The 13,495-nt window shown below is 73.8% G+C and carries 11 protein-coding genes; 3 read left to right on the forward strand and 8 right to left on the reverse strand.

Annotation, left to right across the window (positions count from 1 at the left end; translation table 11 throughout):
• Window positions 1-48: 48 nt before the first annotated feature.
• A complete protein-coding gene (locus ACFVX9_RS02180) occupies window positions 49-1,800 on the reverse strand; it encodes a serine/threonine-protein kinase (RefSeq protein WP_380484481.1) in 1,752 nt (583 codons plus the stop codon).
• Between the two features lie 160 nt (window positions 1,801-1,960).
• Complete coding sequence (locus ACFVX9_RS02185) at window positions 1,961-3,073, reverse strand: protein kinase (RefSeq protein ID WP_387979991.1); 1,113 nt, start codon at window positions 3,071-3,073, stop codon at window positions 1,961-1,963.
• A gap of 57 nt (window positions 3,074-3,130) precedes the next feature.
• Between ACFVX9_RS02185 and ACFVX9_RS02190 the strand changes: the two genes are divergently transcribed.
• The gene (locus tag ACFVX9_RS02190; protein ID WP_380370135.1) at window positions 3,131-3,673 is read left to right on the forward strand and encodes an SHOCT domain-containing protein; all 543 of its coding nucleotides are present in this window, start codon (window positions 3,131-3,133) and stop codon (window positions 3,671-3,673) included.
• 10 nt (window positions 3,674-3,683) lie between these two features.
• Here the strand turns inward: ACFVX9_RS02190 and ACFVX9_RS02195 are convergent, their stop codons facing one another.
• Entirely contained in the window at window positions 3,684-5,669 is a 1,986-nt protein-coding gene (locus tag ACFVX9_RS02195) for a protein kinase (protein ID WP_387979993.1), read from the reverse strand.
• 254 nt (window positions 5,670-5,923) lie between these two features.
• On the opposite strand from ACFVX9_RS02195, the gene ACFVX9_RS02200 reads away from it, so the two are divergent.
• Complete coding sequence (locus tag ACFVX9_RS02200; RefSeq protein ID WP_063349000.1) at window positions 5,924-6,487, forward strand: hypothetical protein; 564 nt, start codon at window positions 5,924-5,926, stop codon at window positions 6,485-6,487.
• Window positions 6,488-6,552: 65 nt separating this feature from the next.
• On the opposite strand, the gene ACFVX9_RS02205 is transcribed toward ACFVX9_RS02200, so the two are convergent.
• From ACFVX9_RS02205 to ACFVX9_RS02220, 4 genes are all read right to left on the reverse strand, one after another.
• Complete coding sequence (locus ACFVX9_RS02205) at window positions 6,553-7,680, reverse strand: GuaB3 family IMP dehydrogenase-related protein (protein WP_063348999.1); 1,128 nt, start codon at window positions 7,678-7,680, stop codon at window positions 6,553-6,555.
• A gap of 190 nt (window positions 7,681-7,870) precedes the next feature.
• The gene (guaB, locus tag ACFVX9_RS02210) at window positions 7,871-9,373 is read right to left on the reverse strand and encodes an IMP dehydrogenase (protein WP_063348998.1); all 1,503 of its coding nucleotides are present in this window, start codon (window positions 9,371-9,373) and stop codon (window positions 7,871-7,873) included.
• A 285-nt stretch (window positions 9,374-9,658) separates the two neighbouring features.
• Window positions 9,659-10,375 (reverse strand): RNA polymerase sigma factor ShbA, encoded by a 717-nt coding sequence (gene shbA, locus ACFVX9_RS02215; RefSeq protein WP_079135824.1) that lies wholly within the window; start codon window positions 10,373-10,375, stop codon window positions 9,659-9,661.
• A 338-nt stretch (window positions 10,376-10,713) separates the two neighbouring features.
• Window positions 10,714-11,325 carry a response regulator transcription factor gene (locus ACFVX9_RS02220; protein ID WP_014136228.1) on the reverse strand — a complete coding sequence of 204 codons (612 nt, stop codon included), beginning with the start codon at window positions 11,323-11,325 and terminating at the stop codon, window positions 10,714-10,716.
• A 560-nt stretch (window positions 11,326-11,885) separates the two neighbouring features.
• Between ACFVX9_RS02220 and ACFVX9_RS02225 the strand changes: the two genes are divergently transcribed.
• Window positions 11,886-12,212: a WhiB family transcriptional regulator gene (locus ACFVX9_RS02225; protein WP_063348997.1), complete on the forward strand. Its 327-nt coding sequence runs from the start codon at window positions 11,886-11,888 to the stop codon at window positions 12,210-12,212.
• 89 nt (window positions 12,213-12,301) lie between these two features.
• Here ACFVX9_RS02225 and ACFVX9_RS02230 read toward each other — a convergent pair whose 3' ends face one another.
• Complete coding sequence (locus tag ACFVX9_RS02230; RefSeq protein ID WP_063348996.1) at window positions 12,302-13,297, reverse strand: LysR family transcriptional regulator; 996 nt, start codon at window positions 13,295-13,297, stop codon at window positions 12,302-12,304.
• Window positions 13,298-13,495 lie beyond the last annotated feature (198 nt).

Consider the following 13,495-nt stretch of genomic DNA (forward strand, 5'->3'; position numbering starts at 1 on the left):
CGTCGGTAACAAGAATCTGCCGCGGCCGGGCGGAGCGGGCGCCCCCGGTCAGCGGGTCGGCGTGAAGTAGTGCAGCACCGCGTTGAAGCGCTGCTCCGCCTCGTTCCACTCGTTGCCCCGGTCCGGGCTGGACGAGTAGATCGCGTAGCTGGTGCCGTCGTCGTCGATGAACTCGGCCTCGACCGCCCGGCGCCGGCCGCCCTCCTTGGCGAGGTAGCTGAACTCCCAGACGGCCGCCTCGTGACCGTTCACCGCGACGCCGGTCATCTTGTGCTGCTTGTAGTCCTTCAGGTTCTTGGAGACGGTGGCCTCCATCTGCCGCAGGTGCTCCAGCGGCTTGACCGACTGGCCGACGGTGACCGCGAACTGCAGGTAGTGCACCTTGTTGTCGGGGCTGTAGTAGACCTGGTTGTCGGGCGTGGCACTGCGCTGCCAGGCCGGGCTGACCGAGGGCAGCGGGAAGCGGAAGCCGGCCGGGTCGTCGACCCAGTGGTAGCCGTTGGGCGCCGCCGGTCCCGGGCTGGCGTCACTGGTCGGGTCCGGGCTGACGGAGGCGGTCGGGACGGGATCGTCGGCCGTGGAGGCGGCGACGTGCCCGGTGGTGGTGTGCCGGGTGGCGAGGAAGGTCGCGCCGGCCGCCAGCAGGCCGACGGCCACCGCGATCACGACGATCTTCAGGGTGCTGCGGCGCTTGGCCGGCCCGCGCGCGGGCGTGACGGGGTGCGCCACCGGCGCGACCTCGGCGGTGGGCGCTGCCGCCTCGGCGGCCACGCCCCCGGTGGTGTCCGGAACGGCCCCCGAGCGCGCCCCGGTCGGTTCCTCGGCCTCCGCCGCCGTCGCCCCCGGCGCGTCCTCCTCCTCGGGGTCCTCCTCCGCCGCCGGGCGCTCGCTGCGGTCCACCACCGGCACCGACTGGGTGGGCGCGCGCAGCGGCGCGACCGGCTTCAGGCCGATCGTGTGCCCGGCCTGCACCTCGGCCAGCATCCGGGCGGCCTCGTCCGCGTTCGGTCGCTCGGCCGGGTCCTTGGCCATCAGCGCGGCCAGCACCGGGCCCAGCGGCCCGGCCCGGACCGGCTCCGGCAGCGGCTCGCCCACCACGGCGGCCAGCGTGGTGATCGGCGAGGTCCGGCGGAACGGCGACTGGCCCTCCACCGCGGCGTACAGCGTCGCCCCGAGGCCCCACAGGTCGGAGGCCGGCCCGGGCCGCTCGCCCTGGGCGAGCTCCGGCGCCAGGTAGTCCGGCGAGCCGACCAGGTCACCCGGCCGGGTCAGTTCGGCCGAGCCCTCGTACGTCGCGATGCCGAAGTCCAGCAGCACCACCCGCCCGGTGCCGCGCTCCAGCAGCACGTTGGCCGGCTTCACGTCGCGGTGCAGGACGCCGAGTTGGTGGCCGCGGTGCAGTGCGGCGAGCACCTGGCTGCCGACCTCGGCGACGGCGCGCGGCTGCAGGGTGCCGTCCTGGCTGATCACGTCGGCCAGCGAGCGGCCGTCCACCAGCTCCATCACGATCCACGGCCGGCCGTCCTGCTCCAGCACGTCGTGCACCGTGATCACGCCGGGGTGCTTGATCCGGGCGGCCGCGCTGGCCTCCCGCTTCATCCGGGCGTGCAGGATCTGCAGCTCGTCCTCGGGCAGGTGGTTGACGGTCAGTTCCTTCACCGCGACCTCGCGGTTCAGCATCCGGTCCCAGGCCCGCCAGACGGTCCCCATCCCGCCGCGGCCGAGCCGGTCGCCCAGCTCGTACCGCCCGGCCAGCAGCCGCTCCGTCTCGGCCGTCTCCGGCCGGTCCTGCACGCCCATCGGCGACCACTCCCCCTCACATCCGTCTGCCGTCACAGCGACGGAGGGCCTGGTGCAGACCACTGTTCGAACAAATCCCACGCACACATTAGGCGCACCTTGCCAGCCCCGGTAATCACGCTCACCCGTCGGACCGACGGTCCGGGACACTCCGGGGCCGTCAGCCTGCGAACAGCACCACCGCGGCCACCCCGAGCACCAGCAGCAGGAACACGCCCCCCACCAGCAGCGGGCCGAACAGCGCCGGAGGTATCCGCGGCGGCCGCACCTCGTCCGGCCGCCCGGCGCCCACCCCGGCGTTCGCGCCCACGACCACCTCCGACCGCCCTCGTCCACCACCCCGCCCGCGCCGGCGCCGCACCAGCGGGGCCTCCGGTCTCAGCACCAGCGCCCGCGCCGCCCACTCCTCGTCGACCGGCTCCGGCGCGCCCGCGAGCAGCGCCGCCAACTCCCGGCGGGCCTCCTCGGCGGTCGGCCGCAGCGAGGGGTCGGGCTGCAGCAGCCGCTCGACCAGCGGCGCCAGCGGCCCGCAGGCCGCCGCAGGCTCCCGCCGCCCGTCCCGGACCGCCGACACCAGCTCCGGCACGCCACCGTCCGGGAACGGCGAGCGGCCGGTGACCAGCCGCTGCACCAGCACCCCGAGCGCCCAGCAGTCGCCCGCCGGGCCGCCGTCCAGCGGCCAGCGCTCCGCCACCGGGCCGACCAGGGTGGCCCGCACCTCGTACCGGCGGCGCCCGCCCGGGCCGCCGAGGTCCTCGGCCAGCGCCTCCTGCGCCACCCCGGACAGCAGCCCGCCGAGCATCGCCGCGCCGTCCTCGCAGACCAGCACGGACTCGGCGGTCAGGTTGCCGTGGACGAGTCCGTCCTCGTGCAGCGCCCGCAGCGCGCCGGCCAGGTCCGCCGCCAGCTCGGCCGCCCGGTAGGGCGGCACCGGTCCGGCCGCCGCCAGGTCCGCCAGCGTCATGGCGCCCGACCGCTCCTCCACCGTCCACAGCAGTTCGCCCTCGACGAAGGCACCGAGCCCGCGCAGCAGCCGGGGGTGCCCGGTCGGCGCGGCCGAGCCGACCGCCGCCACCCGGCGGACCAGCCGGTCGGCGTGCGCGGGCACCTCGCCGTCCAGGTCCTGACCGGTGGTCAGCAGCGCCGGCAGCTCCAGGGCGCGCAGCAGCACGGACTCCCCGGTGCGGTCGTCCACCGCCAGGGCCCGCAGGAGTTCGGGACGGTCCGTCAGCCGGTACCGCCCCGCCAGCAACTGCTCCGGGCCGCCTCGCATGCCAGTTCCTCTCGCTCGCCGAGCAGCCTACTGAGCGGCTCCTTTACGCTCGGTCCCATGGACTGGACCGATCTGATCGACACCGCCTTCAAGGTGGCGGGAAACAACAGCCAAGCCAATCAGGCCGAGGCCGTGCGCACGGTGGAGGCGGTCGTCATCGACGGCGAGAATCCGGTCGCCTCGACGGCCGGGCGCCATCCCGACCACTTCCGCAAGGGCGTGCTCGTTCTCACCACCCACCGACTGCTCTTTCTCAAGGACGGTAAACCGCCGGTCCCGGTTCCGCTTACGGCGGTCACGGACGCGACCGTGGCCAGGACCAAGCTCAACGGCGACGTGCTCACGATCGTCGCACTGACCGGCTCGCACCGGTTCGAGGACGTGGCCAAGGCCGACGTCTTCGCCGAGCAGCTCCGGGAGGCCGCCCGGCTCGCCCGCAAGGCCGCGTCGGCCGCCGGGCCGGCGGCCGACACCGCCCCCGCCGAACTCGGCGCGGGCGACCAACTCCTCGGCCAGCTGGAGCGGTTGGCCGCCCTGCACGGCTCCGGCGCGCTCACCGACGAGGAGTTCACCCGGGCCAAGGCCCGGGTGATCGGCTAGGCCTAGCGCCCTACGGCGCGGGCTGGAAGGTGGCGAAGGCCGTGTCCCGGGCCTGGGAGTTGGCCGGGGCACCCCAGTCCGCGTCCGGGGTGATCCAGTAGATCGCGTAGCCGTACTTGGCCGGGTTCCCGGTGACGAAGCCCCGGTTGAGCGAGTGCGTGCGCGGCGTGCCGCTGATCCACTCCCAGTCGGCCGCGTTGCTCCACTGCCGGTAGTTGATCGCGGCCAGGTTGACCCGCTGGTAGTTGGTGACCTTCGAACGCAGGCCCGGCTCGGAGTCCTGCCAGTCGGCGACGGCGCTGGGGCCGGGGGTGGTGGTCCACTCGATGGTCAGGGTACTGCCGTTGCCCTTGAAGATCCGGCGGACGCCCTCCGAACCGGCCGGCTGGAGCCAGTCCGGCAGGACGACCGAGAAGCCGGTCGGGTCCTTGTACTCGTGGTAACCGGCCGGGACGGCGGCCCCCGGCGGGGTCGGGCTCTGCGCGGGGGTGGTGGCGGGCGCGCCGGCGGCCGGCGGGTTCGCCGCAGAGGGGCCGGGCGTGTCGGCCGGCTTGTCGGGGGCCGGTGTGTCGGTGGCCGGCTTGTCCGGGGCGGGCTTGTCGGTGCCCGGCTCCGGCTCCGCCGCCGGAACGGAGGCGGCCGGGGTCCCGCTCGGCCCGGCCTCGGAGCTGGTCGAGACCGACGAGGTGGCGCCCGCGCCGTTCGCCGACGAGTCGTCCCCGTTGCCGACGGCCTGGAGCACCGCGACCACCCCGGCGATCAGCAGCAGGACCAGCACCACGGTGACGACGGCCAGCCGCCGCCGTCCGTTGCGCGGGTCGGCGCCGGCCGCCTGCGTGGCGCCCAGGGTCCACTCGCTGGTCACCGGCCGGATCGGCTCGGCCGCCGGAGCCGAACCCGACGCCGCGAGCGAACCCGAAGCCGACCCCGACGCCACGTCCGAGGACGGCGAGGCGGGCTCGGGCGCCGACTCCACGACGGGCTCCGCCACGGCGGCGGGCTCCTCGTCCTTGGCCCGGCTGCCCACCCGGACCGTCCCCAGCAGCCCCCCGATGGACCGCTTGCGGCCCTCCTCGGCCTCGGCCGGGGCCTCCTCGGGCTCCGCGGCGGCGGCCGGACTCTCGACCGGCAGCGCGTGCACGGTGGTCGACTCGGCCTTCGAGGTGGCCTCCGCGACGACCCGCTTCAGCATCGACCGGGTCTGCGAGGCGTCCAGCCGCTCGGCCGGGTCCTTGGCGAGCAGCCCCTCGATCACCGACTGCAGCGCCCCGGCGTTCACCGGGGCGGTCAGCTCCTCGGTCATCACCGCGGTCAGGGTGGCCAGCGCCGAGCCCCGGTCGTACGGCGGCCGGCCCTCGACCATCGCGTACAGCGTGCCGCCCAGCGACCACAGGTCGGCCGGCGGCCCGGGCTTCTGCCCGCGGGCCCGCTCCGGGGATATGTACGAGGGGGCGCCGACCAGCATGCCGGTGGAGGTGACCGAGGCGTCGCCCTCCACGCTGGCGATGCCGAAGTCGGTGAGCACGACCCGGCCGTCGTCGCCGATCAGCACGTTGGACGGCTTGACGTCCCGGTGCAGGATGCCCAGCGCGTGCGCGGCGCTCAGCACGCCGAGCACGTCGAGCGCGATCTCGGCGGCCCGGGCGGGGGCCAGCGGCCCGTCCTCCCGGATGACGTCGGCCAGCGAGCGGGACTCGACCAGCTCCATGACGATCCACGGCCGGTCGTCCTCGTCGACCACGTCGAAGACGGTGACCGCCGAGTTGTGCCGGATCCGCGCGGTGGCCTTGGCCTCGCGCAGCGTCCGGACGATCAGCCGGTGCTTCTCCTCCTCCTCGACGCTGGCGTTCATCCGCAGTTCCTTGACCGCGACGGTCCGCCCCAGCATCTCGTCCTCGGCGCGCCAGACGGTGCCCATGCCGCCGCGCCCGAGCACGCCGTTCAGCCGGTAGCGGCCGGCCAGGAGGCGGCCGGTGGAACCCTGCGCCTGGGTCATTCGGAACGTTCCCCCATGTGCTGCTGGCGGTCGTGGTGACGGCGTGTCGGCCCGGCCTCAGGCCCGAACGCCCAAGTCTCCATCATCCCCTGTCCCCGGGGGCCGGGACCACCCGGCCCCCGCACCCGATCCGGGGCGTACCGGATCGGGCTCGGCGCTCCGTGCCCGATCTGTGATCGAAAACTCGCCAAGATCTGGCCGGGGCGCTGCTACCGTTCGGCAGCTCATCGTCTTTCCGGGGGGATCCGACGCCCATGACCGCACCCGCACCGGGCGCTGACGGCCAGTCGGGCCGGCCGCGCACCGCCCAGCACTACTCGGTCACACCCACCCTGGATTCCCCCGAGGGCTACGTCGCGCCCGGTATGCCCGGTGTCCCGGTGGCCGGATACGTCCCCACCGTCCGCTCCCACCGGACGGGCCCGCGCCGCCGCACCGCCCTGGCGGTCGCCCTCGCCGTCCTCGCCATGCTGCTCGGCGGCCTGGCCTACGGCTGCGCGCCGGCCCGGGCCGCGGACAGCCTCGGCTGGCTGGCCATCGCCCTCGCCGCCCTGGTCGCCTTACCGCTCGGCCGGCTCGGCGGCCGCAGCCGGGTGCTGCCGCTGCTCGGCGCGCTGCTCGCGGCCTGCGCGCTGCTGCTCGGCCAGCTGACCGGCCAGCTCCGCCGGGTGCACGCGGCCGGCCCCGGCCCGCGCGGACTGCCGCACGACGCCCTGGCACACTGGCGCGCCGAGCTGCGCGCGCTCGACCTCGCCTTCTACGGCATCGCCCTGGTCGGCGGCTTCCTCCTCACCCGCCGCACCGCCAACCGCGGCTGACGCCGGTCCGGACAGCCCGAGGCCCCCGCCGGCGGAACCGACGGGGGCCTTCACCACGACGCGTCTCAGCGGTGGTTGAGCGCCGGGTTGACGGTCACCTCGACCCGCTGGAACTCCTTGAGCTCGGTGTAGCCGGTGGTGGCCATCGCGCGGCGCAGCGCGCCGAACAGGTTCATGGTGCCGTCGGGGGTGTGCGAGGGACCGGTCAGGATCTCCTCGGTGGTGCCGACGGTGCCGAGGTCCACCCGCTTGCCGCGCGGCAGCTCCTCGTGGACGGCCTCCATGCCCCAGTGGAAGCCCTTGCCGGGCGCGTCGGTGGCGCGGGCCAGCGCGGCACCGATCATCACCGCGTCGGCGCCGCAGGCGACGGCCTTCGGGATGTCGCCGCTGTAGCCGACGCCGCCGTCCGCGATCACGTGCACGTAGCGGCCGCCGGACTCGTCCATGTAGTCCCGGCGGGCGGCGGCCACGTCGGCGACGGCGGTGGCCATCGGCACCTGGATGCCGAGGACGCCCCGGGTGGTGTGGGCGGCGCCGCCGCCGAAGCCGACCAGCACGCCGGCCGCGCCGGTGCGCATCAGGTGCAGGGCCGCGGTGTACGTGGCGCAGCCGCCGACGATCACCGGGACGTCCAGCTCGTAGATGAACTGCTTGAGGTTGAGCGGCTCCGCGCCGCTGGACACGTGCTCGGCCGAGACGGTGGTGCCGCGGATGACGAAGACGTCGACGCCGGCGTCCACGACGGCCTTGGAGAACTCGGCGGTGCGCTGCGGCGAGAGCGCGGCGGCGGTGACCACACCGGAGTCGCGGACCTCCTGGATCCGCTGCTTGATCAGCTCGGCGCGGATCGGCGCGGCGTAGATCTCCTGGAGGCGGCGGGTCGCGGCGGCCTCGTCGGTGATCGTGGCGATCTCGTCGAGCAGCGGCTGCGGGTCCTCGTAGCGGGTCCAGAGGCCTTCGAGGTTCAGCACGCCGAGGCCGCCGAGGCGGCCGATGGCGATGGCCTGCTGCGGCGAGACCACGCTGTCCATCGGGGCGGCCAGGAACGGCAGCTCGAAGCGGTAGGCGTCGATCTGCCAGGCGATCGAGACCTCCTTCGGGTCCCGGGTACGGCGGCTGGGGACGACGGCGATGTCGTCGAAGGAGTACGCCCGTCGGCCGCGCTTGCCTCGCCCGATCTCGATCTCAGTCACTTCGAGCCCTTCTGGTTTGTTGCTCATGCCCGCCGGGTCACCCCGGCCGCCCCCAGTATCCCGCACCCCGGTTGCCTCGCGCGCTCGCCTCCGGGGCGCGGGGCCCGCCCCCGGCGGCCCGTCCCCGCCCCCGGGCGCGCCGAAGGGCCCGGCGCCGCGGTGCGGCGACGGGCCCTTGGGAAGCGCGGACTCAGCGGTTGGAGTAGTTCGGCGCCTCGACGGTCATCTGGATGTCGTGCGGGTGGCTCTCCTTGAGGCCCGCCGAGGTGATCCGGACGAAGCGGCCCTTGCTCTCCATCTCGGCGATGGTGGCGGCGCCGACGTAGCCCATGGTCTGGCGCAGGCCGCCGACCAGCTGGTGCAGCACGGCCGACAGCGGGCCGCGGTAGGGCACCTGGCCCTCGATGCCCTCGGGGACGAGCTTGTCGTCCGAGGCCACCTCGGCCTGGAAGTAGCGGTCCTTGGAGTACGAGCGGCCCTGGCCGCGGGACTGCATCGCGCCCAGCGAGCCCATGCCGCGGTAGGACTTGAACTGCTTGCCGTTGATGAACATCAGCTCACCCGGGGACTCCTCGCAGCCGGCCAGCAGCGAGCCCAGCATCACGGTGTCGGCGCCGGCGGCCAGCGCCTTGCCGATGTCGCCGGAGTACTGCAGGCCGCCGTCGCCGATGACCGGCACGCCGGCCGCCTGGCAGGCCACCGCGGCCTCGTAGATGGCGGTGATCTGCGGGACGCCGATGCCGGCGACCACGCGGGTGGTGCAGATGGAGCCGGGGCCGACGCCGACCTTGACGCCGTCCACGCCGGCGTCGATCAGCGCCTGGGCGCCGTCACGGGTGGCCACGTTGCCGCCGACCACGTCGATCCCGACGGCCGACTTGATCTTCCCGATCCAGGCCAGCGCGTTGTGGCTGTGGCCGTGCGAGGTGTCCACGACCAGGAAGTCCGCACCGGCCTCGACCAGGGCCTGGGCCCGGTCGAACGCCTCGGCGCTGGCACCGACGGCGGCACCGACCAGCAGACGACCCTCGGCGTCCTTGGCGGCGTTCGGGTACTGCTCGGCCTTGACGAAGTCCTTGACGGTGATCAGGCCCTTGATCCGGCCCTCGTCGTCGACCAGCGGCAGCTTCTCGATCTTGTGGCGGCGCAGCAGCGCCATCGCGTCCACCCCGGAGATGCCGACCTTGCCGGTGATCAGCGGCATCGGGGTCATGATCTCGCGGACCTGGCGGCTGCGGTCCGACTCGAAGGCCATGTCACGGTTGGTGACGATGCCGAGCAGCTTGCCGGCCTCGTCCGCGATCGGCACGCCGGAGATGCGGAACTTGGCGCACAGCGCGTCGGCCTCGGCCAGCGTGGTGTTCGGGCCGACCGTGATCGGGTCGGTGACCATGCCGGACTCGGAGCGCTTCACCAGGTCGACCTGGTTGGCCTGGTCCTCGACCGACAGGTTGCGGTGCAGCACACCGACGCCGCCCTGGCGGGCCATCGAGATCGCCATCCGCGCCTCGGTGACCTTGTCCATCGCGGCGGAGAGCAGCGGGATGTTGACGCGCACGTTCCGGGAGACCCGCGAGGAGGTGTCGACCTGGTTCGGCAGCACCGCGGAAGCCCCGGGCAGCAGCAGGACGTCATCGAACGTGAGCCCGAGCATGGCGAACTTCTCGGGTACGCCTGCGGCGTTGTAAGACATTTGGGGGGTACCTTCCGTGGCCGGCCTATTCCGCTCACGCCCTGAGGGTGGGGCGCGTTCATCGCTCACTCGCAGCAGACCGCCGAAGCCGGGTGGTTTTGGAGGAACCTCCAGGGGAACCCCGCGCGCACCCGCGAAACTTTGGCAACCCGCCCAGGCGCCGATACCCCATGGTACTGGCACGGCGAATGTGTCCTCGTGTGCCCTTGACAACACCGGCCCCCCGTGGCTCATTCCGGCCGGTCAGGACTTAGGTCCTGTCCGGCCGATCTTGCCGGTCAGGACCTAGGAGGACTCCTCCGCGAGCGCCCGCAGCCGGCTGAGCGCCCGGTGCTGGGCCACCCGGACGGCGCCCGGGGACATCCCCAGCACCTCGCCGGTCTCCTCCGCCGAGAGCCCGGCGGCCACCCGCAGCAGCACCAGTTCGCGCTGACGGGCCGGCAGGTTGGAGAGCAGTTCCTTGGCCCAGGCCGCGTCGCTGCTCAGCAGCGCCTGCTCCTCCGGGCCGAGCGCCTCGTCCGGCACCTCCGGCAGGTCGTCCTGCGGGACGACCGTCGAGCCGGGCCCGCGCATCGCGGCCCGCTGCAGATCGGCGATCTTGTGTGCGGCGATGCCGTAGACGAAGGCCTCGAACGGCCGCCCCTGGTCCTTGTACCGGGGCAGCGCGCACAGCACCGCGACGCAGACCTCCTGCGCGACGTCGTCCACGTGGTGCCGGGCGCCGCCGGGCAGCCGCACGAGCCGGCCGCGGCAGTAGCGCAGCGCCAGCGGATGGACGTAGGCGAGCAGGGCGTCGATGGCCGGGCCCTCACCGCGGACGGCGGCCGCGACGAGCTCGCCCACCAGCGGGGAGCCGCCCGCGCCGAGCACCGGCGGTCGACCGGGGCCGGGCACCGCGCCGGGGCCGCCGGGGTCGGCGTACGACGGATCGCCACCCGGGCCGGAGGGCTCGGCCTCCACCGGGTCCGCCTGGCCGGCCGCACCGGCGACGTCGTCACGCATCGGTCCATGGTGCCTGGTCGCGCGGGAAAACGCGGCACCGCGTCCGGAGTTGTGCACCGGAACGTTATGCGCTGCGGTGCCGTACGGCGTGCCGCCGCGCACCACCGGCCCCTCCTGCACCGTGCCGCCTCCCGCCCCGCCGCCGTCGGTGGTCCCGTCCTTCGCGCCGTCCGCCGAATGTGCTGCGGCCGTGTGGTTCGCCGCAGTGCCTGTCCGCTGGTCCCCGAGGTGCTCCACTACTCCATGGTGCAACCTCGGGACCGTAACGTCACACGCCCGGACGGCGCCCGTCCCGGGAACCGCCGGCGGCGCGCCGCAGCCGGCGGCGCCACCGGCGGTCAGCGGACCAGGCCCCAGCGGAAACCCAGCGCCACCGCGTGCGCGCGGTCGGAGGCCCCGAGCTTCTTGAACAGCCGTCGGGCGTGGGTCTTGACGGTGTCCTCGGACAGGAACAGCTCGCGGCCGATCTCGGCGTTGCTGCGGCCGTGGCTCATGCCCTCCAGCACCTGGATCTCACGCGCCGTCAACGTGGGCGCCGCGCCCATGTCGGGGCTGCGCAGCCGGCGCGGGGCGAGCCGCCAGGTCGGGTCGGCGAGGGCCTGGGTGACGGTGGCCCGCAGTTCGGCGCGCGAGGCGTCCTTGTGCAGGTACCCGCGGGCGCCCGCGGCCACCGCGAGCGCGACCCCGTCGAGGTCCTCGGCGACGGTGAGCATGATGATCCGCGCGCCCGGATCGGCGGACAGCAGCCGCCGGACCGTCTCGACCCCGCCGAGGCCGGGCATCCGGACGTCCATCAGAACGAGATCGGAGCGGTCGGCCACCCAGCGGCGGAGGACCTCCTCCCCGTTCGTCGCGGTGGTGACCCGGTCCACACCGGGTACGGTCGCGACCGCGCGGCGAAGCGCCTCGCGGGCGAGCGGGGAATCGTCGCAAACGAGAACGGAAGTCATGACCGTCGTCCTCCGCAGCTGATCCGCGTCACGTTGAGCCTCCTGGCTGGTACGAACCTCTCCGACACGGCCGATCGGCGACAGAGTCCGTGCTGATCGCCTCAAATTCCCCGCGATCGTTCCCGACGTCCGGCGCCCGCTAACCGCCTCCGCACTTCCAACGACCGTCACTCGAATGAGTTACGGCCTTCGGGGCCATCTCCACCACTGTACGTGGCCAACCCATTACCGATCAGCCGCATCGCGGTGCACACGCCGCACTTTTGCCCAGCTCGCGCGCGGTGGGCGCACGACCCGCACACCGGTGCGGAGTGTCGCGCGCCCGTCGGCCACCCGAATGCCACGCCCGCGCCCGCCGAACCCCTTGCCCACTTTGCCCGTTTTTATAGCTTTCGTATGGTTATTGACTGTTGTGCCACTCTGTGGGTGACTTGTCCATGGAGTTGCCGTAAGTCATATTTCCAGGTGTCCACACCAGTGCATCGACGCCCGCCGCGCCGCCCAGCAGCAGCCCGCTGAGCGCCGGCCCACGGCCGACGAGCCTCTGAAGGGAATGAGCCATGGCAGATTTCTCCCGCCTCCCAGGCCCCAACGCGGACCTCTGGGACTGGCAGCTCTCCGCAGCCTGCCGTGGCGTGGACAGTTCGCTCTTCTTCCACCCCGAGGGCGAACGCGGGGCCGCGCGGAGTTCACGCGAGGCCAGTGCCAAGGAGGTCTGCATGCGCTGCCCGGTGATCACCGAGTGCGCGGCGCACGCGCTGGCGGTCCGCGAGCCGTACGGCGTCTGGGGCGGGATGACCGAGGACGAGCGCGAGGAGATGCTGGGGCGTTCGCGGCACCGGCTGGTGGAGGTCCCGCTGACCCCGCCGGCGATCGCGCGGCGCTAACCCCGCCTCCACGGCGCGCCGTGAAGAAACGTTTCCTCGCGGCGTTTCGGGCTGTTCAAGCCCGGTCCAGAACGCTCAGGCCCCAGAGGTCAGCGCCCGGCCGACCCCGCCAGCCGCTCCAGCATCAGCGCCACGGCCGGCACCTCGGCCAGATCCGGCAGGGTCAGCGCGACCACCTGCCGCACCGCCGGCGCCCCCGCGGCCGTCCGCACCGGCACCGTCGACACCCCGTCCGGGCGCACCGACTGCAACGCCAGCCGGGGCAGCACCGCCACCCCCAGTCCGGCCGCCACCAGGCCGACCACCGCCGGATAGTCGTCGGTCGCGAAGTCGATCCGGGGCTCGAAGCCCGCCGCCGCACACAGCTCCACCAGGTGCCCCCGGCACTGCGGGCAGCCCGCGATCCACTGCTCCCCCGCCAGCTCGGCCAGCTCCACCGGCCTGCCGCGCCCCGCCAGCCGGTGCGCGGCGGGCAGCAGGCCCACCAGCGGGTCGTCCAGCAGCGGGGTGACCACCAGATCGGACCAGTCGGAGCCGGCACTCAGCTGCTGCGCCTCCAGGTTGGCCTCGGCCCGCGCCTCGCGCGGCGTCCCGTGCGCAGGCGCCGGCAGCGCGGCGCCGCCGTCGGACTGCGGGTAGCGGAAGGCCAACGCGATCTCGCACTCGCCGCCGCGCAGCATCGCCAGCGACTCCGGCGGCTCCGCCTCGACCAGCGACACGCGCACCCCCGGATGGCTGTCCCGCAGCCGGGCGACCGCGGGCGGCACCAGGGTGGAGCTCGCGGTCGGGAAGGAGACCAGCCGCACCCGGCCGGCCCGCAGCCCGGCGATCGCGGCGATCTCCTCCTCGGCGGCGGAGAGCCCGGCCAGGATCCCGGTGGCGTGCTTGAGCAGCACCCGCCCCGCCTCGCTGAGCTGCATGCCCCGGCCGCAGCGGACCACCAGCGGGGTGTCCACCGACTTCTCCAGGGCCTTCATCTGCTGGCTGATGGCGGGCTGCGTACAGCCCAGCTCGCGGGCGGCGGCGGAGAAGGAGCCGGTGCGGGCGACAGCACGCAGGACGCGCAGGTGACGGGCCTCGATCATGCCTTAGTTATAAGGCAATCTTTGCCAATGGCAAAATTCTACTGATGATTGAAGCCTCAAACGCCGGACACGCCGGAGGCAACGGGAGGACCCAAAGGGGGGGGGGGGGGGGTCCGGGGGGAGATTCCAAGTGGGGTGAAGGGGCGGGGACTCTGGCTAGTGCCACCCCCGGTCCCCCCCCCTTTTTTTCTTCCCCGA

It is taken from the genome of Kitasatospora sp. NPDC058243 (assembly GCF_042882025.1).
GTDB lineage: Bacteria > Actinomycetota > Actinomycetes > Streptomycetales > Streptomycetaceae > Kitasatospora.